Source organism: Lentilactobacillus sunkii DSM 19904 (assembly GCF_001435575.1).
Classification (GTDB): Bacteria; Bacillota; Bacilli; order Lactobacillales; family Lactobacillaceae; genus Lentilactobacillus; species Lentilactobacillus sunkii.
The window spans coordinates 19,597-43,267 of the sequence record NZ_AZEA01000014.1 but is presented as its reverse complement, the minus strand read 5'-3'; the positions used below and the strand labels follow the sequence as shown (position 1 = coordinate 43,267).

At 42.0% G+C, this 23,671-nt stretch carries 19 protein-coding genes and 1 riboswitch; of the genes, 18 read left to right on the top strand and 1 reads right to left on the bottom strand.

Annotated elements, in window-relative coordinates; translation table 11 throughout:
• The first annotated feature begins 55 nt into the window (after window positions 1-55).
• The 7 genes from dnaG (at window position 56) to FD17_RS08680 (ending at window position 10,045) form a co-directional block, all read left to right on the top strand.
• Window positions 56-1,885 carry a DNA primase gene (gene dnaG / locus FD17_RS08710; RefSeq protein ID WP_057825673.1) on the top strand — a complete coding sequence of 610 codons (1,830 nt, stop codon included), beginning with the start codon at window positions 56-58 and terminating at the stop codon, window positions 1,883-1,885.
• Window positions 1,886-1,902: 17 nt separating this feature from the next.
• Window positions 1,903-3,138: an RNA polymerase sigma factor RpoD gene (gene rpoD, locus FD17_RS08705; protein WP_082617183.1), complete on the top strand. Its 1,236-nt coding sequence runs from the start codon at window positions 1,903-1,905 to the stop codon at window positions 3,136-3,138.
• Between the two features lie 162 nt (window positions 3,139-3,300).
• Window positions 3,301-4,005, top strand: a complete 705-nt coding sequence (locus FD17_RS08700) for a tRNA (adenine(22)-N(1))-methyltransferase (RefSeq protein ID WP_057825671.1) — start codon at window positions 3,301-3,303, stop codon at window positions 4,003-4,005.
• On the top strand, window positions 3,995-5,110 hold the full coding sequence (locus FD17_RS08695) for a Nif3-like dinuclear metal center hexameric protein (RefSeq protein WP_057825669.1): 1,116 nt from the start codon (window positions 3,995-3,997) through the stop codon (window positions 5,108-5,110). The genes FD17_RS08700 and FD17_RS08695 overlap by 11 nt, the downstream gene beginning before the upstream one ends.
• Before the next feature lie 20 nt (window positions 5,111-5,130).
• Window positions 5,131-6,369: a peptidase T gene (gene pepT, locus FD17_RS08690; protein WP_057825667.1), complete on the top strand. Its 1,239-nt coding sequence runs from the start codon at window positions 5,131-5,133 to the stop codon at window positions 6,367-6,369.
• A gap of 148 nt (window positions 6,370-6,517) precedes the next feature.
• Entirely contained in the window at window positions 6,518-9,130 is a 2,613-nt protein-coding gene (gene clpB / locus FD17_RS08685; RefSeq protein WP_057825665.1) for an ATP-dependent chaperone ClpB, read from the top strand.
• Between the two features lie 48 nt (window positions 9,131-9,178).
• On the top strand, window positions 9,179-10,045 hold the full coding sequence (locus FD17_RS08680) for an alpha/beta fold hydrolase (RefSeq protein ID WP_057825702.1): 867 nt from the start codon (window positions 9,179-9,181) through the stop codon (window positions 10,043-10,045).
• Window positions 10,046-10,107: 62 nt separating this feature from the next.
• Here the strand turns inward: FD17_RS08680 and FD17_RS08675 are convergent, their stop codons facing one another.
• Window positions 10,108-10,314, bottom strand: a complete 207-nt coding sequence (locus FD17_RS08675) for a YjzD family protein (protein WP_057825663.1) — start codon at window positions 10,312-10,314, stop codon at window positions 10,108-10,110.
• Window positions 10,315-10,447: 133 nt separating this feature from the next.
• Between FD17_RS08675 and dnaE the strand changes: the two genes are divergently transcribed.
• The 11 genes from dnaE to FD17_RS08620 all read left to right on the top strand — a co-directional run bounded on the left by dnaE (window position 10,448) and on the right by FD17_RS08620 (window position 23,607).
• Window positions 10,448-13,795: a DNA polymerase III subunit alpha gene (dnaE, locus tag FD17_RS08670; RefSeq protein ID WP_057825661.1), complete on the top strand. Its 3,348-nt coding sequence runs from the start codon at window positions 10,448-10,450 to the stop codon at window positions 13,793-13,795.
• Between the two features lie 248 nt (window positions 13,796-14,043).
• Window positions 14,044-15,801, top strand: a complete 1,758-nt coding sequence (gene pyk, locus FD17_RS08665; protein WP_057825659.1) for a pyruvate kinase — start codon at window positions 14,044-14,046, stop codon at window positions 15,799-15,801.
• 169 nt (window positions 15,802-15,970) lie between these two features.
• Window positions 15,971-16,831, top strand: coding sequence for a CvfB family protein (locus FD17_RS08660; RefSeq protein ID WP_057825657.1), 861 nt, complete (start codon window positions 15,971-15,973; stop codon window positions 16,829-16,831).
• Window positions 16,832-16,840: 9 nt separating this feature from the next.
• Window positions 16,841-17,728: a site-specific tyrosine recombinase XerD gene (gene xerD / locus FD17_RS08655; RefSeq protein WP_057825655.1), complete on the top strand. Its 888-nt coding sequence runs from the start codon at window positions 16,841-16,843 to the stop codon at window positions 17,726-17,728.
• 17 nt (window positions 17,729-17,745) lie between these two features.
• Window positions 17,746-18,114, top strand: a complete 369-nt coding sequence (locus tag FD17_RS08650) for a hypothetical protein (RefSeq protein WP_057825653.1) — start codon at window positions 17,746-17,748, stop codon at window positions 18,112-18,114.
• Window positions 18,101-18,850: a segregation and condensation protein A gene (locus FD17_RS08645; protein ID WP_057825651.1), complete on the top strand. Its 750-nt coding sequence runs from the start codon at window positions 18,101-18,103 to the stop codon at window positions 18,848-18,850. The genes FD17_RS08650 and FD17_RS08645 overlap by 14 nt, the downstream gene beginning before the upstream one ends.
• A complete protein-coding gene (gene scpB, locus FD17_RS08640) occupies window positions 18,840-19,421 on the top strand; it encodes an SMC-Scp complex subunit ScpB (protein WP_057825649.1) in 582 nt (193 codons plus the stop codon). The genes FD17_RS08645 and scpB overlap by 11 nt, the downstream gene beginning before the upstream one ends.
• Window positions 19,422-19,432: 11 nt before the next feature.
• Window positions 19,433-20,161, top strand: a complete 729-nt coding sequence (locus FD17_RS08635; protein ID WP_057825648.1) for a pseudouridine synthase — start codon at window positions 19,433-19,435, stop codon at window positions 20,159-20,161.
• 40 nt (window positions 20,162-20,201) lie between these two features.
• Window positions 20,202-20,323: riboswitch (FMN riboswitch) on the top strand.
• Window positions 20,324-20,411: 88 nt separating this feature from the next.
• On the top strand, window positions 20,412-20,996 hold the full coding sequence (locus FD17_RS08630) for an ECF transporter S component (RefSeq protein WP_057825645.1): 585 nt from the start codon (window positions 20,412-20,414) through the stop codon (window positions 20,994-20,996).
• Between the two features lie 105 nt (window positions 20,997-21,101).
• On the top strand, window positions 21,102-22,160 hold the full coding sequence (locus tag FD17_RS08625) for a helix-turn-helix domain-containing protein (RefSeq protein ID WP_057825643.1): 1,059 nt from the start codon (window positions 21,102-21,104) through the stop codon (window positions 22,158-22,160).
• Window positions 22,150-23,607 carry a RecQ family ATP-dependent DNA helicase gene (locus FD17_RS08620; RefSeq protein WP_057825641.1) on the top strand — a complete coding sequence of 486 codons (1,458 nt, stop codon included), beginning with the start codon at window positions 22,150-22,152 and terminating at the stop codon, window positions 23,605-23,607. Before FD17_RS08625 ends, FD17_RS08620 begins: the two co-directional genes overlap by 11 nt.
• Window positions 23,608-23,671: the final 64 nt, after the last annotated feature.

Genomic DNA, 23,671 nt, shown 5'->3' with positions numbered 1-23,671 from the left:
TTTGGTGCGGCTTTTTACAGGTATTAACACAGTTTAAAAGATGGGAGGCGAAGTAATGGTGAAGATCCCAGAAGATGTGATTGAAGAAATCAGGTCACAGGTTAACATTGTTGACGTTGTTTCCCAGTTTGTTCAATTAAAACAATCCGGAAAGAATTTATTTGGCCTTTGTCCGTTTCATGAGGAGCGGACCCCATCTTTTTCAGTATCAGAGGATAAACAAATATTCCACTGTTTCAGTTGTGGAAGAGGCGGGAATGTCTTTAAATTCTTGATGGAGCTTCAAAATATTTCGTTTCCTGAAGCCGTTAAAAAAGTTGCTGAGATGGAAAACATTTCCGTTGATGATAAGTATTTTCAAGGAAATGCCAATTCCCAAGAAACTGCAGAAAACTCTCAGCAAAAGCAGCTCATCGACCTTCATGAGCAAAGCGTCAAGTTGTACAACCACATTTTGACTAATACCAAAATGGGGCAGCCGGCTTTGGATTATCTCCATAAGCGGGGGGTTAGTGATGACACAATTGCGATTTATCAGTTGGGTTATGCTCCTGGGCAACGTTTGCTAAAGCCGTTTTTTGACGAACGGAAGGTTGACTTTCAATTACTTCGCAAGTCTGGTTTGTTTTCAGAAGATCAGGATGGTAATTTGCGGGACCGATTTGTGGATCGGGTGATGTATCCAATTCGTAATGGATCAGGACAAACTATTGCCTTTTCCGGGCGGTTGTTGACGACTGATTCAGACATGCCGAAATATCTTAACAGTCCAGAAACTGAGATTTTTAACAAACGCAAAGTACTGTTCAATCTTGATCTTGCCCGGCCAAATATTCGCAGCAAAGAACCCGCAATCTTATTTGAGGGGTTCATGGATGTTATCACTGCATATCAAGCAGGAATTAAGTCGGGAATTGCTTCCATGGGAACAAGTCTGACTGAACAGCAGATTTATGATATCAAGCGAATAACACATGAAGTCGTCATTTCCTATGATGGTGATACACCAGGGCAAAAAGCGATTAAACGCGCAATTGATGCGTTTAACGAGCAGAAAAGCAGTATTGAGATGAAGATTATTTCGGTGCCGGATGGGATGGATCCAGATGAATTTATCCGTAAAAAAAGTGCTGATGATTTTAAGCAGTTGATTGTCCATGCCCAGGCACCAATTGAGTTTGAATTAGGATTCCTCAAGAAACAGTACAATCTTGATTCCGAAGTGGATCAGAGTCATTACATTGCTGAAGCTTTAAAGCTGATTAGTCACGTTGATTCCGGCATTTCCCGGGATCTTTACCTTAATCGGTTGGCTGATGAATTTGAAGTGGACAAGCAATTGCTTCAACAGCAATTGGCGCCACTGATCACCCAGTCCACCCGGGTACCTGAACAGCAGCACGTTTATCATAAACAGGTTCAGGTCGTGAAGCAGCCTAAGCATTTCTCGTTGATTGAGAAAGCCGAGATGCAGTTGATGAATCGAATGCTGCATTACCATGATGTATGGTTAAAGGTAAGTAATGTTTCAGGATTCTCATTTGTTGATGAGCAGTATCAAATGTTGTACCTTCTAGCTGAAGGTTATTTTACCAAGTTTGATGAGTATAACGTCGCGACATTTAGTAATTTGATTTCCGAGGACTCCCTGCAAAGTTTATTAATCAACATTGATATGCTTGAACTGCCGGACAATCCGACAGATGATGAAATTAACAGTTATTTAAACATTTTGATGCACCGAGCACCTGTCGAAGAAAAATTAAAGAAGAAACGAGCAGAGCTTAAGCAGGCTGTCAAGATTGGTGATGTTGACAAACAGCGAACATTGACAATTGAGATTGTTAAGCTTGAACAACAGAAGAGAATGAAACAACAAGTATAACTCCAGGAGGCTTTTTGATGGCTAACAAAAAAACAGATAAGGTAACAGAAGCAAAGACGACTACAGCAAAGAAGACCGCAGCCAAAAAGACAACTGCCGCTAAGGCTAAGTCAACCAAAGCCAAATCAACCAAGGCAAAAACGACCAAGGCTTCCAAGAAGGCCGACAAGCCTTACAAAAAAGAATTTGATGCAATTGTAAAAACGAATAAGCCAATTGGTCACATCACTTATGATGAATTGGAAAAGAAAATTCAAAAACCATATTCCTTGAGTGAAAAGGACATGGAGAACTTGTTGGAAAGCATTGAGGATTCTGGAATCAGTGTTGTCGATGAAAAAGGTGATCCGGATCCACGGGCAATTGGTGCTGCCAAGAAAGTGACTAAGAAGGAACTTTCAGACGTTTCAGCCCCAACTGGGGTTAAAATCAATGACCCGGTTCGGATGTACTTGAAGGAAATCGGTCGTGTATCTCTGTTGAGTGCCGACCAGGAAATTTCATTGGCTAAACGAATTGAAGCCGGTGATGAGGAAGCTAAGCAGGAACTTGCTGAAGCCAACTTACGACTGGTTGTTTCAATTGCCAAGCGTTATGTCGGCCGTGGGATGCAATTTCTTGATTTGATTCAAGAAGGTAATATGGGCTTGATGAAGGCCGTTGAGAAATTTGATTACCGCAAAGGTTTCAAATTTTCCACTTATGCAACTTGGTGGATTCGACAGGCGATTACTCGTGCCATTGCTGACCAGGCTCGAACAATTCGAATTCCAGTCCACATGGTTGAAACAATCAACAAGTTGATCCGAATTCAACGTCAATTACTTCAAGACCTTGGCCGTGAGCCACTGCCTGAAGAAATTGGTGCTGAAATGGATATGCCCACTGAAAAAGTTCGTGAAATCCTTAAGATTGCTCAAGAACCGGTTTCACTTGAAACCCCAATCGGTGAAGAGGACGATTCTCACCTTGGTGATTTCATTGAAGATCAAGACGCTACTTCACCAGCTGATCATGCAGCGTACGAATTGCTGAAAGAGCAACTTGAGAGCGTATTGGACACATTGACTGATCGTGAGGAAAACGTTTTGCGTTTACGTTTTGGTCTTGATGATGGCCGTACCCGAACTCTTGAAGAAGTTGGAAAAGTCTTTGGTGTCACCCGCGAACGAATTCGACAGATTGAAGCCAAAGCTTTAAGAAAGCTGCGTCATCCTTCACGAAGCAAGCAGCTTAAAGATTTCTTGGATTAATCAATATAATTTTAACTTTTCGTTTAAAGAGGTTGGAACATTCGTTGTTCGAACCTCTTTTTTGTTGCTCACGGTGATTCATGAGTGAAACTCACCGTGAAATCTGTTATTTTTCATTCTAATAATTTATAATGAATTTATATACAAACTTAGGAGCTTATTATGAATAGCAATCATTTATCAAAACGACTGCAGACAGTCAGTGACCATGTTGAACCGGGAAGCCGGCTGGCCGACATCGGTTCCGATCACGCTTATCTACCGATTCATTTGGCCAAGAATCACATCATTGAATATGGCGTGGTGGGAGAGGTTGCCAAAGGCCCACTTTCAAATGCCATTTCTGAAATTAAAAAAGATAATCTTTTGGAAGTCCTTCATCCAAGATTGGCGGACGGATTAGCTGCCATTGAACCCGGTGATGACGTCAATGCCATTACCATTGCTGGAATGGGAGGAAATCTAATCACTCACATTCTCGAAGATGGTAAAGCTAAATTGTCTGGTAAAGAGAAGCTGATTCTCCAACCCAATGTGGGCGAGCCAACTGTGAGAAAATGGTTGATGGCAAACCGCTACAAAATATTTGCCGAACAGATTCTTGAAGAAGATGGCCATATTTATGAGATTGTCACTGCAAAAAAGGCAGAACAGCCGATCAAGTATACAGAATTGGAACTAAAATTCGGACCGTTTCTGTTACAAGAGAAGTCACCAGTTTTCGTTGCCAAGTGGCAGGAAGAAATCCGTCTTTTACAAAAAGTCATTCAAAGTATGCGCCAGGCGGTTCATCAAGATACTGCCAAGATCGCTGCAATTCAAAAAGAAATAGATACGATTAATGAGGTGATACAGGTTGAAAGTTAAAGATTTGGTTGATCGTTTTGAACAGTTCGCACCAAAGAAGCTAGCAATGGAAAAAGATCCCGTTGGTTTACAGATCGGATCATTACAGAGCAATGTGCACAAAGTGATGACAACTTTGGATGTTCGTCCAGAGGTTGTCGATCAAGCCGTTGAAAACAATGTTGATTTTATTTTTGCCCACCATCCTGTGATGTTTCATCCTGCTAGGAATCTGGATTTAGATGACCCACAGAACGCGATGTACGCTAAGATTATTGCCAACCACATCACGGTCTACGCAGCTCATACTAATTTGGACTCAGCTGATAATGGGATGAATGATTGGCTTGCCGACGCCCTTGGGTTAAGTCATTTATCAGGGCTAGTGCCGACTTATGATGAGTCGGTTTTCCGTTTAACCGTTCAGGTGCCAAAAGTTTATGCAACAGCTGTTAGAATGTCTTTGGTTGATGCTGGCGCCCAAGCAAGCGCCGACCAGTACAGTGGTTATACCTATGAAATTGACGGCACGGTATATTATGTACCAAAAGCCGGTGCCGATCCTACAATGGGGGCTGCCGGTGAACCCAACGAAATTGAAGATTCTCGATTGGAATTTGAAGTTCCCGAGAAAAATCTGCATCATGTATTGAGAACTTTAGCAGACGTTCATCCCTTGGAAAAGCCACTGTATAATTTGATTCGGCTTGAAGATAAAAAGCATCATTTTACAATGGGAAGAATTGGTGATCTGGACAGTCCGATGACCGTTAAGGAATTTGCCAACTACTGTAAGAAAGTTTTTGCCGTCGATGGACTGCGGGTGATCGCTAAAGATTTGACCAAGCCCGTTTCACGCGTTGCTGTCTTGGGTGGTGATGGCGGCAAATTCTTCCATTTGGCTCAGCAGAAAGGTGCGGATGTCTATGTTACCGGGGATGTTTACTACCATACCGGCCATGACATGTTAGCAGCTAATCTGCCGGTGATTGACCCTGGCCATCACATTGAAAGCATCTGCATTCCCAAGCTGGCAGCCATGTTTACGCAATGGGCCGAAGAAAACAACTGGGACTTGGATGTTTATCAATCCACTGTTAATACCGATCCATTCACATTTATGTAGAAATTAAGGAGAAAATAATTATGGCAAAGTACACTGAACTGATTCCCAACTTTTTAAAATTTGTGAAGGTTAATACCCGCTCGGATCCAAATTCAACGACGATTCCGTCCTCAGACAGGGAAACCAAGTTTCTGAACAGTCTTCAAGATCTCTTAAACGAAATGGGATTGGAGAACGTTCATACCAATGATCAAAGTGCTTATGTATTTGCAACCCTACCGGCAAACATTGATAAAAAAGTCCCGGCGGTTGGCTTTATCTCTCACATTGATACTGCTGATTTTAATTCAGAGAATATTAATCCTAAAATCGTTGAAAATTATGACGGTCATTCTGTCATTAAGTTGGATGATAAGGGTGAATACACTTTGGATCCCAAGGTATTTCCAAGCCTGACAAAGTATCAGGGGCAGACTTTAATCACCACTGACGGTTCAACATTGTTGGGCGCAGATGATAAGGCTGGGGTTTCAGAAATTATTTCTGCCGTTAAATATCTTCAGGCACATCCCGAGATTAAACATGGTGAGATTAAGATTGCTTTTGGCCCTGATGAGGAGATTGGCACAGGCGCTGATCATTTTGATGTTAAAGACTTTGGCGCTGACGTGGCCTACACAGTTGACGGGGGTCCTCTTGGTGATTTAAATTATGAAACCTTCAATGCTGCCGATGCCAAAATTTCAATTAAAGGAACTGACGTCCATCCTGCCGAAGCAAAAGGAATCATGGTCAATGCCATTCAAGTCGGAATGGATTTCCACGCTGCTTTGCCGGATTTTGACCGTCCTGAAAAGACCCAGGATCGAGAAGGCTTTTTCCACTTATACGATTTTCAGGGAACCGTTGATCATACCGAGATGGGGTATATTATCCGGGATCATGATCGTGATCGGTTCGAAGCTCGAAAACGCTTGTTCAAAGGCATTGCCAACCAAATGAACAGTGATTTCGGTGAAGACCGGGTTAAAGTTACCATCAAGGATCAGTACTATAACATGGGTGAAATTATTAAGAAGGACCCGACACCGGTCAAAATTGCCGAGCAGGCAATGAAGAACGTCGATGTTAAGCCGCACATTTTTCCAGTTCGTGGTGGAACGGATGGTTCAAAGATTTCATACATGGGTTTACCAACGCCAAACATTTTTGCCGGTGGTGAGAATATGCATGGACGCTTTGAATACGTTTCTGAACAAACGATGGAAAAAGCAGTCGATGTTGTTTTAGAAATTGCAAAATTATACGCTGAAAAGTAATAGGTCAAAAAAGGTCAAATTATTGTTCAGGGTATTCAAAATTTGATAGTATAGCTTTAGATGGTTTGGAATGAAAGGTTTTATCTTTATTTCGAACCTTTTTGTTAGAAATAACTTTTTAAAAATACATGAATAAGGTGATAAATTAATGAATCCCGATAATTTAACTGAAGCAGTGACCCAAGCCATTTCTCAAGCACAACAAATTGCAACGACTCGCAAGCAGCAGAACATCACTGTTGCCCATTTGTTCAAATTTCTGGTCCAGCCAGGTGAACTTGCCCGAGAAATTTATTCTCAATTAGGACTGAACTTGGATGACGTTAATTCCGAGCTTGATTCAGAAATCGATCAAATCGCAACCGTTGAAGGCAGTAACGTCAATTATGGTCAATCACTGTCTTCAAACTTATATGAATTGCTCCAAAATGCTGAACAGATTAAGAATGAATTTGGTGATTCTTTTATTGCTGTTGATACCTTGACCATTGCCGTTATGCAGCTTCATGGCGACAAATTTGCCGATTATTTGGCTAACAAAGGCATCACTGAGCAAAAGGTCAGAAATGTTGTTGAGAAAATTCGTGGTGGCCAAAAAGTAACCACCAAAAATCAAGAAGACAGTTATCAATCTCTTGAAAAGTACGGGACAGACTTGGTTCAAGCTGCTCGTGACAATAAATTAGGTCCAATTATCGGCCGCGATGAGGAAATTCTGGATGTTATCCGGATTTTATCCAGGAAAACCAAGAACAACCCGGTTTTGATCGGGGCTCCCGGTGTTGGTAAAACCGCTGTCGTTGAAGGCTTGGCAATGCGAATTGCTTCAAATGACGTTCCCGAGAATCTCAAGAACAAGACAATCTTCCAACTGGATATGGGCTCATTGATCGCCGGTGCCAAATACCGTGGTGAGTTTGAGGAGCGGCTTCAGGCAGTGCTGAAAGAAGTTAAAAAAGCCGAAGGTCAGATTATCATGTTCATCGACGAGATCCACAATATTGTTGGTGCCGGTAAGGCAGAAGGAAGCATGGATGCGGGTAATATTCTCAAGCCAATGTTGGCACGTGGTGAGCTTCATTTGATTGGCGCCACCACCATTGATGAGTACCGTAAGTACATGGAAAAAGATAAGGCCCTCGAACGACGATTCCAGCGGGTTATGGTTCATGAACCATCCGTTGAAGACACTGTCACTATTTTGCGTGGACTATCTGAAAGTTTGGAAATTCATCATGGTGTCAGAATCCATGACAACGCGCTGGTCGCCGCTGCCAAGTTATCCGACCGGTATATTACCGACCGATATTTACCAGACAAGGCGATTGATTTGGTTGATGAGGCTTCTGCCGAAATCAGAGTTGAAATGAACTCCAGTCCAACCGAGCTTGATCAGTCGAAACGCCAAATGATGAGGCTTGAAGTCGAAGAAGCCGCCTTGAAGCAGGAAACCGATGAAGCTTCCAAAAAGCGCCTCAAGGAAGTTAAAGAAGACCTGGCCAACATCAAAGGAAAGGTTAACAAATTAAATGCGCGCTGGTCTCAAGAAAAAGATGCCATCAAGAAAATTTCAGATAAGAAGAAACAACTTGACCAGGCTAAGAATGACTTGAAACAGGCCGAAAACACCTATGATTTAAACAAAGCTGCTGTTCTCCAGCACGGGACAATTCCTCAATTGGAATCAGATTTGAAAAAGCTTGAAGACAACGATCAGCATTCAGATTGGCTGGTCAGTGAGTCAGTGACTGCCAATGAAATTGCGGGAGTTGTCAGTCGTGAAACTGGGATTCCGGTCACCAAATTAGTTGAAGGCGAGCGTAAAAAGCTGCTTCACCTTGCCGACAATCTTCATAAACGGGTGATCGGACAAGACGCAGCTGTCACAGCCGTCTCAGATGCCGTTATAAGGTCGCGTGCGGGCTTACAGGACCCTAGTCGACCATTGGGTTCATTTCTGTTCCTTGGGCCTACCGGTGTCGGAAAAACGGAATTGGCCAAGGCTCTGGCCGAAGACTTATTTGATTCCGAAAATCATATGGTTCGAATTGATATGTCCGAGTATATGGAAAAAGAGTCGGTGTCTCGCTTGGTTGGTGCTGCACCTGGTTACGTTGGCTACGAAGAAGGCGGCCAGCTAACTGAAGCTGTTCGTCGAAATCCATATACGATTGTGCTGTTTGATGAAATCGAAAAAGCCCATCCCGATGTGTTTAATATTTTACTTCAGGTACTGGATGATGGCCGGTTAACTGACAGTCAGGGACGGACAATTGATTTTAAAAACACGATTTTGATTATGACATCCAATTTGGGATCAGATATTCTACTTGAAGGAACTGATAAGAATGGCGTTATTTCAGAAGATGCCCAAAAACAGGTTGATCGATTGTTGAAAGCCTCATTCAAACCGGAATTTTTAAACAGAATTGATGATGTCATTACGTTCACACCTTTGACAAAAGCAGATATTGAAAAGATCGTCCAAAAACTGATCAATCAGCTGTCACAGCGAACAAAGGCTCAAGATATCAAATTGTCGATTTCAGACGAGGCAAAGAGATGGATTGCCGATAATGGTTACGAACCGCAATATGGCGCTCGACCACTTCAGCGATACGTCACCAACGTTGTTGAAACACCTTTGGCCCGAATGATCGTTGCGGATGAAATCAAGCCGCATAGTGTGGTTCACATTAATTTAGATGGTGACAAATTAACCTTTGTCCCAGAACAGCTTTCTGCTGATACTCAGATTTAATCAGGATTGATTCTGAAATAGGAGGAACATGGCGTGCCAAGCTTTTACATGATACCTACCAATAATCGGACAAAATTAGCCGTAGCTGTATTTTCCACTACTCGGCCCATAGGGATTGTTCAAATCATTCATGGTGCGTTGGAGCATAAGGAGCGCTACTATGAGTTTGCTCAATTCTTAAGCGAACACGGATATATTGCGGTCGTTTCTGATAATCGCGGCCACGGCGCTTCAATTTCAAAAGACGATCCTTATGGCATTATGCGCAGTATTCCACAGTTATTGGCTGATCAGGTGCTCATAACTAATTTTATCAAGGAAAGGTACCCAGATCTCCAAGTATCCTTATTCGGCCATTCCTTCGGGTCGATTTTGGCCCGCTTGTATCTTCAAAATCACGACAGCCAGATTAACGCAGTTGCGTTGACGGGGACGGCAAATTACATTCCAATTGTGCCTGTTGGATTGTTGATTGGGAAAGCCTTTTTAAAAATATACCCAGAGAACGCTAAATGGTCATTCTTGTCCAAAATTTCCGGTTTGACCCCTGGGGATCATTCCTGGTTAAGTTACAATCAGGAAAACATTCGTAAGGTAACCAATGATCCATTGATGATGGACGAGTATCCGGTTAAAAGTCTGGTTACGTTGTGGGAAGGTGACTTTGAGCTGAAACAGATTCATCATTTTCACTGTTCCAATCCCAATCTGCCGATCATGAGCCTGGTAGGTGCCGAAGACAAATTCAGTGGTGGTGACAAGGGCCTGGCGGACACGGTTTCAACGCTTCACAAAATTGGCTACAAAAACGTCATTAGTATAAAAGAACCCCACATGAAACATGAGGTACTTCAAGAAACCAACAGACAGGTCGTTTTTGACCGGCTGCTTAAATTCTTTGAAGTCCATCAATAATGTTTTAGACAACAAAAAGGCTATGGCAGAATTGCCATAGCCTTTTAATATTTCATAATCCATTAATCATTTGATTTACTTGAACCTGCAGAATCCTTGGTAATCAGATAAATACCGTTCACGGCAATAAATGCGGTAATAGCGGCAGCAATCCCAACTTGGGAAGGATCCCATGTACGTACTTCAAGAGCGGAACCTATGTAACCGATAATTTCGCCAAAGATGTAAGCCCATAAAACAGCTACAATATTTGAACTGATAAGTTTCATGTCTAACGCCACCTCACAATCAATAGCATTTTAGCATATATTTGATGAAAAATCATTATTTATTTAATTTTGAATTCTGAATGTCCCGGCAATTAATTTGTTATAATTTTAGTATGGAAAGAAGGGCAATACTTTGAGTTATGTTCCATTGCAAGTTATCAGTTCATTCAGTCTGCTGCAAAGCCCAATTCGAATTTCGGAATTGATTTCCGAGGCGAAAAATCGTGGATACAAAGCATTAGCGCTGACCGATTTAAACGTCATGTACGGATCGGTCGACTTCTATGATGCTTGTTTAAGTGCGGGCATTAAGCCTTTAATTGGCCTGACCTTGCAATTGCCCGGATTAATGCTTAACGACAAGAATTATAACCTGGTTCTTTTAGCTAAGAATCAGCAGGGGTATGCAAACCTCTTAAAACTATCGACTTTAAAAATGACGTCGAGTGAGCTGTCCATTTCGCAGCTTCAGAATTACCTGAGTGATCTGGTTGTTATTTTGCCGCCTCTGGCAGAATTAAACGATCTTTTGCTGCAGGGTCGCTCTGAAGATGCAGTTTCTTTGATAGAGCAGTTCAAATTATTGGGAATTGATGAAGGTGCTCTCAAAATTGGTGTGGATTATCACTCATCAGACAGCATGATCGACGTGCTGAGCAGAATTGCGGCCGATGAGCATGTTGCAATGGTTGCCGACTCGCCGGTCAACTATATTAACGCAACCGATTACTTCTCGATGCAGGTTTTAAAAAATATTGCGGATGGCACCAAAATTGCCAACGTTGCTCAGCTTAGTAAACAAGTCGGGCCATACTGGCTGCGTCCTGCTGAACAGATTGAAGACGAATATCGGCGAATCCATCTGGCTGATTCACTCAGCCAAGTTGAAAAAATTGTTGCTGAATGTAATGTTGAAATCAAAAAGCAGCAGCCCAAATTACCTCAATTTAATACACCGGATGGGATGGATTCGGGAAAATATCTCCGTCAGCTTTGTGAGAAGGGCTTGTCAGAGCGTTTAGCCAAAAATCACATTACTGATGACACCCCTTATCGCCAGCGACTTGATCGGGAATTGTCGGTTATTCATTCAATGGGCTTTGATAATTATTTTCTGATTGTTTGGGATGTGATTAATTTTTCTCACCAAACCCATATTATTACCGGACCTGGTCGGGGATCGGCTGCCGGTTCGCTGGTCGCTTATGTATTGACAATTACCGATGTTGACCCAATTAAATACGACCTGCTGTTCGAACGGTTTTTGAATCCGGAGCGGGTTCAGATGCCTGATATTGACCTGGATATTCCAGATGACAAGCGTGATGAAGTAATTCAATATGTTCATCAAAAATATGGTCACAAACGGGTTGCTCAAATCATCACCTTTGGAACTTTGGCTGCCAAACAATCGATTCGGGACGTCGGCAGAGTATTTGGCTTGAACACCACTCAACAAGATCAGTGGAGTAAAGCAATCCCCAGCGTATTTCACGTGACTTTAAAAGATGCATTTGATAATTCCCAGCTTTTAAAAAATCTTGTGGCTGATAGTCCGCTTAATCAAGCGTTGTATGAGACCGCGAGAACCTTGGAAGGCTTGCCGCGCCATTATTCCACCCATGCTGCGGGGATTGTGTTGAGTGATAATCCATTAGTGAATCTGGTTCCGCTTCAAAACGGCAACGAGGGGTTATTGATGACTCAATATTCCAAGGATTATGTTGAATCTGTCGGACTTTTGAAAATGGATTTTCTGGGGTTAAGGAATCTCTCAATTCTGGCTGATGCATTGCACCAGGTTAAGTTAACCACTGGCAGCCAACTGGATATTTCTTCGGTTCCTTTGAACGATTTAAAAGTGATTCAATTATTTGCCGAAGGAAACACCACAGGCATCTTTCAGTTTGAGTCCAATGGCATTCGGAGTGTTTTACGCCGCCTGCATCCGGAACGTTTTGAAGATGTGGCCTTGGTCAATGCTTTATATCGTCCAGGGCCAATGCAGAATATCGATGAAGTCGTCAAGCGCAAGACAAACCACGAAGCACTGACTTATCCGGATGATTCCTTGGCTGATATTCTCAAACCAACCTATGGCGTGATTGTCTATCAGGAGCAGGTCATGCTGGTTGCATCCAAAATGGCGGGCTTTTCTTTGGGGCAAGCCGATATTTTGCGACGAGCCATGAGTAAGAAAAAACTTGCCGTTATGGAACAGATGAAAGTGCAATTTTTGAGTGGTTCCAAAAAGCGTGGATACACGGAGCAGATTGCCGATAAAGTCTTTGATTATATTGAACGATTTGCCAACTATGGTTTCAACAAATCTCATGCGGTTGCATATAGCAAGATGGCGTATGAGTTGGCTTATTTAAAAGTCTACTATCCAGGCGAATTTCACGTTGCCTTGTTAAATTCTGTCAACAACAATTCTGTCAAAATCAAAAAGTATTTGTTGGATGCCAAGTCAATGGGTGTCAAAGTTGATGGTCCAAATATTAATGCAAGTGATGCCGGTTTTACTTTTCAAGAAAATAAAATCGTCTTTGGTCTTGATTCCATTAAGGGCGTCCGTCACGATATGGTAGTTGATATGCTGTCGGAACGCGATAAAAGCGGTTCATTTAAATCATTCCCGGATTTTTTGAGCAGATTGTTACCAAAGTACCGAAAGGTTGAACTGATTAATGCCTTGATTTATGCCGGAGCCTTAGATGTATTCCCGTTTAACCGGTCGGAATTGATTGCAGCAGCTCCTGAATTCATTAGTTCAGTTGAGTTGAGCGGCAGTTCCATGAGTTTGTTCAAAGCTTTGGAACCAAAGATATCAAGGATGCCCGAAATGCCGCTCATGGAACGACTTGAGAAAGAAAATGAATATCTTGGGGCATACTTATCTGGCCATCCAACCGAGCGGTTTGCGCCGTTGATTAAACGGTTGGATGCGGAAACCACCAGCACCATTGCTGAAGGCATGAAGAATATTTATTTGATTCTATACATTACCAAGGTCAAAATTATTCGCACGAAAACGGGTAAGCAAATGGCTTTCCTGGATGGAAATGATCAAGTCGGTCAGACCTCAGTGACAATTTTTCCTAATCTATTCGCCAAAACTCAATCGTGGCTTCACAAAGATCTGGTCATTTTAATTAAGGGGAACGTTGAAAAGACCAATAACATTCAAATTGTTGCCAATGAGATTGAACCTGCCGATAACGCGCTGACAAATCTTAAACGAAACCAAGCATCCCAGAAATGGTATTTGCGGATTGATAACGAACATAATAAAAATACAATGTTTCACAAGCTTGATGATTTAAGCCACCAATTTCCGGGAAAAGTCCCAGTTATTGTCTATGAAATGCAAACCAAAAAAACGTGGCAGTTGGACAAAAAGTTGTGGCTGAATCAGAGTGATGTTCTTAAAGAACATTTAATCACAATCTTTGGCAGGAATAATGTGGTTTATAAGTAATAATTTTGTTAATTTTTTTCAAGCCGGTTGTTCATTAAGTAAAGGCTTACATTTGCGGTATGCCTAACTTTTGGATTGTGGCCTTATTCTGAAATGTCTATGAGTCCCCAAAAGGTGGGCGACAACCTGCGTAAAAAGTGATAAAATACGATTGAAATCTAAAAGGATACCGATACATTATTTCAAGTGTTTTTTAACACTTTTAATAGCGTGTTGAGTGCCCAAAAACCGAAGGAGAGATTTTACTTATGAAGAAAACTAAGATCGTAAGTACATTAGGCCCAGCAAGTACTGATGTCGAAACAATTACTAAGTTGATTGAAGCTGGAGCTAATGTTTTCCGATTTAACTTTTCACATGGTGACCACCCTGAACATCTTGATCGTATGAACAAGGTTCACGAAGCTGAAAAGAAGACTGGCAAGACTGTTGGAATTATGCTCGATACCAAAGGTGCCGAAATTCGTACCACTGTCCAAAAAGACGGTAAGATCGAATATCACACTGGCGATGTATTCCGTATTTCAATGGATGCAAATCTTGAAGGTGTTAAAGATAAGATTGCTGTTACTTATCCAGGACTTTTTGACGATGTTCATGAAGGCGGCCATGTTCTTTTTGATGATGGTTTGTTGGACACTGTTGTAACTAAAAAAGACGATGCTAAAAAAGAATTAGTCGTAACTGTTCAAAATGACAGTGTTCTTGGTTCACGTAAAGGTGTTAACGCACCTGGTGTTTCAATCAACCTGCCTGGTATCACTGAAAAAGATTCAGATGATATTCGTTTCGGTTTGGACAATGATATTGACTTCATTTCAGCATCATTCGTTCGTAAAGCCCAAGATGTTTTGGACATCCGTGAATTGCTTGAAGAAAAGCACATGGAACATGTTCAAATCTTCCCTAAGATTGAATCACAGGAAGGTATCAACAACTTTGACGATATCATCAAAGTTTCTGATGGTTTGATGGTTGCTCGTGGTGACATGGGTGTTGAAATTCCAGCAGAAAATGTTCCTTTGGTACAAAAGACTTTGATCAAGAAATGTAACCAACTTGGCAAGCCTGTTATCACTGCTACCCAAATGCTTGATTCAATGCAGGAAAACCCACGTCCTACACGTGCCGAAGCTTCTGATGTTGCCAATGCCGTCTTTGATGGTACTGATGCAACCATGCTTTCAGGTGAAAGTGCTAACGGTGATTATCCTGTACAATCAGTACAAACAATGGCTCGTATCGACGTTAAGGCTGAAAATGCATTTAGTGAATTTGGTACGCCACGTCCAGAATTCGATTCAAGCGATGTCACTGAATCAATTGGTGATTCAGTTGCTCGTGTTGCTAAAGAATTGGGTATCCACTGCATCGTTGCAGCTACTAGTTCCGGCTACACCGCTAAGATGATCTCCAAGTATCATCCAGATGCTGATATCCTTGCCATCACATTTGACGAACGTACTCGTCGTGGTTTGATGGTTAACTGGGGTGTTCACCCAATCTTAGTTGACGAAGTTAAGAGCACTGATGAAATCTTTGAATTAGCTTCAAAGAAAGCTCTCGAAACTGGTTTAGCTAAGGAAGGCGATTTAATTATCGTTACTGCCGGTGTTCCAGTTGGTGAAAGTGGTACAACTAACTTGATGAGAGTTCAATTGATCGGCTCAAAGTTGGTTCAAGGCCAAGGAGTTGGTGACAAGACTGTTATTGGTAAGGCTGTTGTTGCTAAGAACGCTGCTGATGCCAAGAGCAAAGTTACTGAAGGAAGCATCCTTGTAACTAAGTCAACTGACAAAGAATATCTGCCAGCTATCGAAAAGGCTAGTGCCGTTGTTGTTGAAACTGGCGGCTTGACTTCACACGCAGCTGTTGTTGGTATCTCAATGGGTATCCCAGTTGTTGTTGGTGCTGCTGATGCTACCAGCAAGATTTCTGACGGTGAATTAATCACTGTTGATTCACATCGTGGTGTAATTTATCACGGTGCCTCATCATCAATCTAAATTTAACTCGTGAGTAGTCACGATTAATAATGACAGGTCCGGGCGGTTAATCCGTTCGGACCTGTTTCTTATGTTAAGGCCTGTACTTATTCAAAACGTGCTCTGGCGGTCGAAATTTTAGTTGAAAACGTGTAAAATGAGAACAAGATGGATTAGATCGGAGATAAGCATGAATAATATAATTGCACAAGTGGTAACCGGGAAGGTTATCGATGAAAATGACAAAGACTACTATGTTCAGATTGAAGGAGAAACTTTTCTTCTGGATAAAACCGAAGTTAAAAAACCGTTGAAGATTGGTGCCAGCTTCACCGGCTTCACTTACGAAAATGAACAGCATAAAATGCAGATCACAAGAAACATTCCGGACATTCGTCGCGAACATTATGGCTTCGCAACGGTTGTTAAGGAAAAGTTTGGTCTCGGGGTTTTTGTTGATATTGGCCTCCCCAATAAAGACGTTGTTGTCTCAATTGATGAACTGCCAACCGTCCGCTCACTATGGCCGCAAGATGGTGATAAATTGCTGATTGATCTGACTGTCGATAATAAAAATCGAATTTGGGGCCATTTAGCAGATGAAGAAATTTTTGCCGCAATCGCCAAGCCGGCTAAAGATGATCTACAAAATAAAAATCTAAAAGCTCGGGCATATCGATTAAAGATTTCCGGTACCAGGTTGTTGACTGAAGATTATAACTTGGCATTTTTACATCCAGATGAGCGGTTAATGGAGCCTCGTCTTGGTCAGCAAGTAGATGCCCGGGTCATTGGAATGCTTCGTGACGGAAGTGTCAATATTTCTACGAAGCCCCGTGCTTACCAGGAAATTGGCGAAGATGCCCAAATGATTCTTGCCGCTATTGAACATACCGATGACAAACAGCTTGATTTTAGTGACAAGAGCACACCGGATTCCATTAAAGAATACTTTGGAATCTCCAAGGGTGCGTTTAAGCGTGCTTTAGGGCATTTGTTAAAAGAAAATCTGATCATTCAAGAAGACGGTCATATTTCGTTAAAAAAGTAGGGTCTTAAGATGCACGAACAGATTGAGGATTACCTTCATTATTTGAGAGTTGAACGTGGACTTTCGGACAATACGATTAAAAGCTATCGGCAGGATTTGGACGAAGCCGGTGCTTTTTTTGATAAACATGCCGGCAGTATCACCAAGGTTGACCAGTTTGTGATTCTCAATTTTCTTGAGAGCTTACAAAAGCAGCATAAAGCACCCAACACCATTATCCGAGCTGTTTCCACCCTGAGAAGATTTTTTCAATATCTGGTTCAGTTTCACGTCATCAAAGACGATCCGATGATTAAGGTTGACTCGCCGAAAAAAGCCCAGACACTTCCTGATGTTTTGACAATTGCCGAGGTTAATAAGCTCTTGGCAGTGCCTGATACAAGCAAAAAATTAGGTGTTCGTGACCGGGCAATTTTGGAAACCTTGTATGCAACCGGCTTGCGGGTCAGTGAACTGGTCAACTTAAAGCTGGGAGATCTTCATCTACCCATGAATCTTCTGCAGACAATTGGGAAAGGCGATAAAGAACGGATTATTCCAATTAGTGACGTGGCTGTTGATTGGCTGAATCAATACATGAAGACGACGCGGGTTCAGTTGCTTGATGGAAAGTCCAATACTGAATACTTGTTTTTGAATGCTCATGGACGTCAGTTGACGCGTCAAGCAATTTGGCAGATGATTAAGAAATATGTCAATCAGGCTGGGATCAAGCGTCATGTGACACCGCATACGCTGCGACATTCATTTGCCACTCATCTATTGGAAAATGGGGCTGATTTGAGAATTGTCCAAGAATTGTTGGGCCATTCAGACATCTCCACAACCCAAATTTACACGCACATTTCTCACAAACATTTAACGGAAGTCTATAATAAATTTCATCCAAGAGCATAATTAGTGAGGTTGAATAAATGCTATATCAATACCGAAAAGATTATGAAAAAATTGCTATGGGACTTTTTTCACTGGTCTCTGAACTTCAAAACATGGATTTGGTTGCCCAAGAGATGAATTGGTATGCTGCCAAAGATAACCGTCTCATTTATTTGTGGCGAGATCCTTCAAACAACTGGTCCGGTCTTGTGGGAATTGAGCTCCAAGGCGAGCAGCTGTTGGTTCACCAACTGGTGTTAACACCCCAGAGTGGCAGTCAGGGCAACTACAACCGAATTTTTGACGACCTTCAGGATATATATCCGAAACAAAAAATTGTGGTTAACTTTGATAACAAAACCGCTTGGGAAAAATGGGAGAATTCGACCAATCATGTCAGAAACTGAGCAACTTGAATTACATTTGAATGACTTCGATGGCCCATTGGAAGTTTTGCTGCATTTAATTCAAGAATCCAAGATGGATATTTATGATATTCAAATTTCCAAAATCACTGAGCAATATATGCAGTATATTTATGATGCTCAGCAGCTTAACTTGGAAATTGTTGGTGAGTATTTCGTAATGGCAGCCAAACTGATGGTGATAAAGTCAAAAATGCTCCTACCCACGGTTTCTGATGATAATCCCGACGAAGAACAAGCTGATCCACGGGAGGAACTTGTCTCTCAATTATTGAATTACAAGCGCTATAAAATGGTTGCTGCGGATATGAAGAAACGTGAGATGAGGCGGCGAGAAAGTTTTACCCGTTCGGAATTGACCGTACCGCCAACCAAAGAAGAACTGATCCAGCCGTCACCATTCACCAGCGGGGATGTGATGGCAAGTTACGTGGACGCACTTAAGCATTTTAAATATAACAAACCAATGTCGACGGTTATCCATGAATGGGAATTTACCATTGAAGGCCAAAGTCAACGAGTGCGCCAATTATTGAATCAACATCGTGACCAGGTCACCTTCAGCAAATTGGTTGGAAATTCGACTCAAACTGAGGAGATCGTGACCGACTTCTTGGCCATTTTGGAAATGACCAAATATAACGAGGTTCGATTAAGTCAGCCAAGTGTCAAGTCGGAGATTGAAATTCGAAAGGGGCCCGGGTACGTTGATCAGTAATTTAGCAAAAATTGAAGCACTTTTATATGCATCAGGCGATCAGGGAATCACATTGCGACAGATTTCTCAGCGTACGGCACTGACCGTTGCGGCATGTCGACAGCTCCTTGAAAAGATTGTGGAGAAGTACACCCAGGATGAAGATAGCGGGCTCAAAGCATTTGTGAGTGACAATGTATATCGTCTGGGGACCAAAGAACAGCTTTCCGAATTAGTTGGTGACTATGTCAATGATGCCAAGCCGCGGGTTTTGTCAGAAGCGGCTTTGGAAACAATTTCGATTATTATGTATAATCAACCGATCACGCGAATTGAGATTGATCAAATCCGTGGTGTCAACAGTTCGGCCATTTTGCATCGGCTGGTCAATCAGGATTTAATTGAAGTAACCGGCGTGAAAGAAGAGGTTGGAAATCCCAAACAATATGGTATGACCAATTTTGGCCTCGATTATTTTGGATTAAAGTCACTCAAGGACCTGCCACCGCTGCCAAAAGACGAGGTTTTGGATGATGATACCAGTGATTCATTGTTAACTCGGTTCAATAAAGAGATTGATAAAGAAAATTAAGAGGTGCATTTATGAACGAAGAACGTTTACAAAAAGTGATTGCCCATGCCGGAGTTGCTTCTCGACGCAAGGCAGAGGATTTAATTGCCACCGGCCATGTGAAGGTCAATGGTGAAGTTGTCAAAGAGCTTGGAACCAAGGTTACGCCAAATGATGAAGTTAAGGTCGATGAGGTGCCGATTTCCAAAGAAGCACCTGTCTATTATTTGTTATATAAACCTCGTGGTGTCATTACAGCAGTAACTGATGACAAACACAGAAAAACTGTTGTTGATATTTTAGAAGAGGTGCCGGAACGAATTTACCCAGTTGGCCGTTTGGATTACGATACATCAGGCCTGCTGTTGTTGACAAACGATGGCGATTTGGATAATAAACTGACACATCCGAAATACGAAGTTGAAAAGACTTATGTCGCAAAGGTAAAGGGCATTGTGACGAATGATGACCTCAAACATTTGAGAACGGGTGTGGTTATTGAGCATCGAAAGACTGCCAAAGCCAAAACAAAGTTGATTCGCACCAATAAGGATTCTTCAATTGTTCAGTTGACGATCCACGAAGGCCGGAATCATCAGGTTAAGAATATGTTTGAGAAGATTGGCCATCCAGTCGAAAAATTAAGCCGCGAAACATACGGATTCTTAACGTTAAAAGGCTTACAGCCTGGCGACTATCGACCACTCAAGCCCCATGAAGTTGAAGAACTTAAAGAATTGACCGGTAAGACAAATCGTTGACATCTGGTTTATTTCTGATATATTTGAATTAAATAAATTGGTTTATCTTCAGGGCAGGGTGTGATTCCCGACCGGCGGTTATAGTCCGCGACTCACGAGTGATCGTGCTGAGCTGGTGCAATTCCAGTGCCGACAGTAAAGTCTGGTATGTAGAAGATTAAATTTTACACGCTTTTTGTAATGCCCTGGCAAATTCTTTTTGTCAGGGCATTATTTTGAAGATTGACCATTGGAGGAGAGGTTTTTTTCAATGGAAAATAGTGGTAAGCACAGGCAGTTAGCAACAACGCAGTTAGTAGAAATGTCGGTTCTGGCGGGATTATCGTATGTATTGATGTTCATTTCACTCCCAATTATTCCAATTGTGCCGTATATGCGGCTTGATTTGGCTGATATGCCAATTTTACTGGGGACAGTCATGTTTGGCCCCGTTGGTGGTATGACCATTGCCGGTTTGAAAGCTTTACTTTACTGGGTTACAACTGGGGCTGATATCATCAACTTTATTGGTGTTGGTTCATCGTTGATTTCATCTTTGGTGCTGATTTGGGCATATTATCTTGCTAATCGTTTGTTTTCATTCACAAGTGGGTGGAAAAAAGGTGCTCTCGTTGTTTTGATAATGGCAATTGCACTAACAATAATCATGTCATTAACGAACTGGTTAGGTGTTATCCCACTATACATGAACTTAATTGGCATGAAACTTGGGTTCCCGCTGGCTACCGTGATTTTAACGGGGGTTGTGCCGTTTAACTTCATTAAAGGAATTTTTGTTGGCACGATTTTCTATGTAGTCAAAACTCTTATGGTACCGAGACTCAAGTTGCGATAAGTTTAAGTATATATTTAAAACCTTTCGTATATAATTAAATAGTGAGTAATCTTAAAGCTAGGACAAACTCAGGTTTGGACTGGCTTTTTATTTCGGAGGACATCCATGGAATTGAGCATTCTCTTATTAATATTTGGCAGTTCGGAACAGTTTCGCCGGGTGAAGGCAATTAAAAATACTTTGCGTGGGCGCCGAACGGTCTCAAATTTGTATTGGGCATTGCAGTATGACATGCTCGATTTTGTGGACTCATTACATGGAACTGGTTTTGGTGAGGATGAAGTGGCAGTCAAACAGCTAAAAGTCCATGGCCTGGCAGATACTGATGACAACTTTCAATTCAAATTGACCGCAAAGGGGGCCGATCAGCAGGAGAAATACCTGAGCCGGTTACTGCCTTTAAAGTATTTGGCACTTGGATCCCGATATGATGTTGCCAAGTTCATGCGTCGGTTTTCCTTTGCTGTTCAGATTGTTTCGGAGTTCAGTTATACAAATAACAAATATTATCCGCAATCCATCAATTATTTTGAAGATCAATTATTAAAAAGATGGTTTGTTCAGACGAAACATACTGATCTGCCCGCTCAGTTTCATCAATTATTGAATGGCTTTTTAAACGGCTTAGCCAATGATGAGTTGGCAAACTTATTTGTTCAAAGTTTAGTCGGTCACGGTTTTTCCGGATTGACGGCTGATCAAATTGCGACGCAAGCTCACTCCGATGTAACAGTCGTCAATCTTGAGTGGCTTCAAACATACGGTGTCCTCTTGGAACGCGTGTTGAAGCTGCCGAATGACAATCCATTTAAAATGTTGACGGTGGGATTAGAGAAGCCGATCATCGCACAGAGCGCCAAAGAAACCTTTGAAATGTTTGTTCATCAAGAAAACGGCAGCTTAAACACAATTGCCCAAAAGCGTCGGGTCAAGTTGACAACGGTTTATGAGCACCTGTTGGAAGCGGCAATCATGCTGCCGGTTACGAAGTTTCCATACAAAGCATTGATTCAACCGGAAAGTAAGCGGCATCTTGAAGCAAGCCATCCAGTCAATGTTGGCAGTTGGACTTTTGAGGCGGCGAAACAAGAAATCCCTGACCTGTCATTTTTTGAGTTCCGACTGTTTCAAATTTATAGGAGTAAATCAGCTGATGAAAATTAATCTGCAAAGTGCTTTAAAAAATGAATTTGGGTTTGACTCATTTCGACCCGGTCAGGAAACAATTCTAAAAAATTTGTTTTCACACAAAAATACGCTGGCAATTTTGCCAACCGGTGGTGGGAAAACGTTACTATATCAGATGTATGGTGCGTTAAGTCGCCAACGAGTGATGATTGTTTCTCCATTAATTTCATTAATGCAGGATCAAGTCAGTCGGCTGCAGTATTTGGGATCCAAACGGGTTGTGGCGTTGACATCTGCGCTGGATTATCAGGAAAAAGCAGTTATTTTAAAGCATCTGAATCAGTACCAATTTATTTACGCTTCACCGGAAATGCTTGCCAATGAGCAGGTTCTTCGACAGATCAAAAGCCTAAACATTGGTTTGTTTGTCATTGATGAGGCCCATTGCATTTCGGAATGGGGGCCTGATTTTCGGCCTGATTATCTTAATTTGGGAAAGGTTCGCCACGCCCTCGGGAATCCGTTAACGCTGATGATGACTGCAACGGCTACAAAAACGGTTCGTCAGGATATTATCGACCATTTGGATTTGGAGTCGACGTCTGTTGAGCAGATTGTGTTGCCTGTCAACCGGCCAAACATTTTCCTGAGCGCGAAAATTTTGTCGGGTCAACAGGAAAAGGACCAGACATTGATTGATTTGGTTCGCCAGCTTCATGGTCCTGGCATTATTTATTTCTCGAGTAAAAGTAAGGCGGAACAGGCAGCCGTCACTCTGTCTTCGCAAACCGACCGCCGGGTAATGGCATATCACGGAGGGATGGACACCCAGCAGCGGTTTCATATTCAGCAGCAGTTTATGGATGGCAATCTCGACATCGTCTGTGCTACCAGTGCCTTTGGGATGGGAATTGACAAGGATGATATCCGGTTTGTGATCCATTACCATTTACCGGCAAATATCCAAAGCTACGTCCAAGAGATTGGGCGTTGTGGCCGTGATCAGCAGCCTGGACTGGCAATCCTTTTGTATGAGCCCAACGATCGATATCTTCAGATGAATCTGATTGATAACACAATTCCTGATCGAAACTTGTTACAGTATTTGTATCAGCACCCAAAGGCTCTGACAAATGAAGATCAGTTTCGGGTAATCAAATATTACTATGATCATGGGTATTCTTTCGATCAGGCAACGGCTGTTTTTGACCATTCACGGGAGAGGCGGCTTTCAGAACTGACCGCAATGGTTAGATACGTTTACCATGACGGCTGCCGTCGCGACGAACTGTTGAAATACTTTGATGAAACACTCTCTGAAGATCAAAAAAATTCTGCGTTTTGCTGTGACCATGATATTGACTTTTGGGGTCACTGGCAGAATTTTAATGACAAATATCTCAAACAGTCCGAGAAATCTGTTGAATATAGGCCGCAAAGTTGGCACGAAGTCATCGACAAGCTGTTTTTATTAAAAAATTAAGGTAACTTTACTCATTTTAATGATAAAATAAGTTTGTCTATATCCTGATCAAGAGGGGGTTCAA